At 49.6% G+C, this 811-nt stretch carries 2 tRNA genes and 1 rRNA gene; all 3 read right to left on the bottom strand.

The annotated features are described in order from the left end of the window. Positions 1-290 precede the first annotated feature (290 nt). Positions 291-366: transfer RNA gene (locus IFU39_RS32470), tRNA-Ala, on the bottom strand. A gap of 22 nt (positions 367-388) precedes the next feature. Continuing rightward, a tRNA-Ile gene (locus tag IFU39_RS32465) sits at positions 389-465 on the bottom strand. A 36-nt stretch (positions 466-501) separates the two neighbouring features. Next, positions 502-618: ribosomal RNA gene (gene rrf / locus IFU39_RS32460) — 5S ribosomal RNA — on the bottom strand. Between the last annotated feature and the right edge of the window lie 193 nt (positions 619-811).

Below are 811 nucleotides of genomic sequence, written 5' to 3'. Positions count from 1 at the left end.
CTCCCCGAGGCAGTTTCGTTGTTCGCCACGTCCTTCATCGGCTCCTAGCGCCTAGGCATCCTCCGTGTGCTCTTAGTAGCTTAACCATTGCGCTTGTGTTCGAGCTGTCGCTTCCCTTGTTTTGGACTACGTCCAAAGCCAAAAGTCACTCCATTTCGATCACTCGCTCCAGCAATCTACCTTATAAACACTTCACTTGTTTACACAAGATCAGCTTAAAGGAATGTTCTAATTCGCGTTTGTTTCGTTTCGATATCTAGTTTTCAAAGAACAAACTTGTAAATCATTTTTGGTGGAGCCAAGCGGGATCGAACCGCTGACCTCCTGCTTGCAAGGCAGGCGCTCTCCCAGCTGAGCTATGGCCCCATATAAAGTTTAAAGGTATAGATGGTGGGCCCTGGTGGACTCGAACCACCGGCCTCACCCTTATCAGAGGTGCGCTCTAACCAACTGAGCTAAGGGCCCACATTATATATACTATTTGAACCCAAAATGGGTTACGCTTGGCGGCGTTCTACTCTCCCAGGACCCTGCGGTCCAAGTACCATTGACGCTGAAGGGCTTAACGGTCGTGTTCGGGATGGGAACGTGTGGAACCCCTTCGCTATCGCCACCAAACGTTTGAGAGTTTGAGCTCTCAAAACTGAGCAACGAGCGAGTTGCTTGTGCTCTTCATTTCATCCACACCGAAGTGATGGACCAAAATGAATCGCTATCGCAGGTTCTAAGAACCTGCGTATTTGAATGTTTCCGTTGCAGGAAACGATTCTCCATAGAAAGGAGGTGATCCAGCCGCACCTTCCGATACGGC

This window comes from Paenibacillus sp. CFBP 13594 (assembly GCF_014842675.1).
GTDB lineage: Bacteria > Bacillota > Bacilli > Paenibacillales > Paenibacillaceae > Paenibacillus > Paenibacillus amylolyticus_B.
This window is presented reverse-complemented; position numbering and strand designations above follow the sequence as displayed.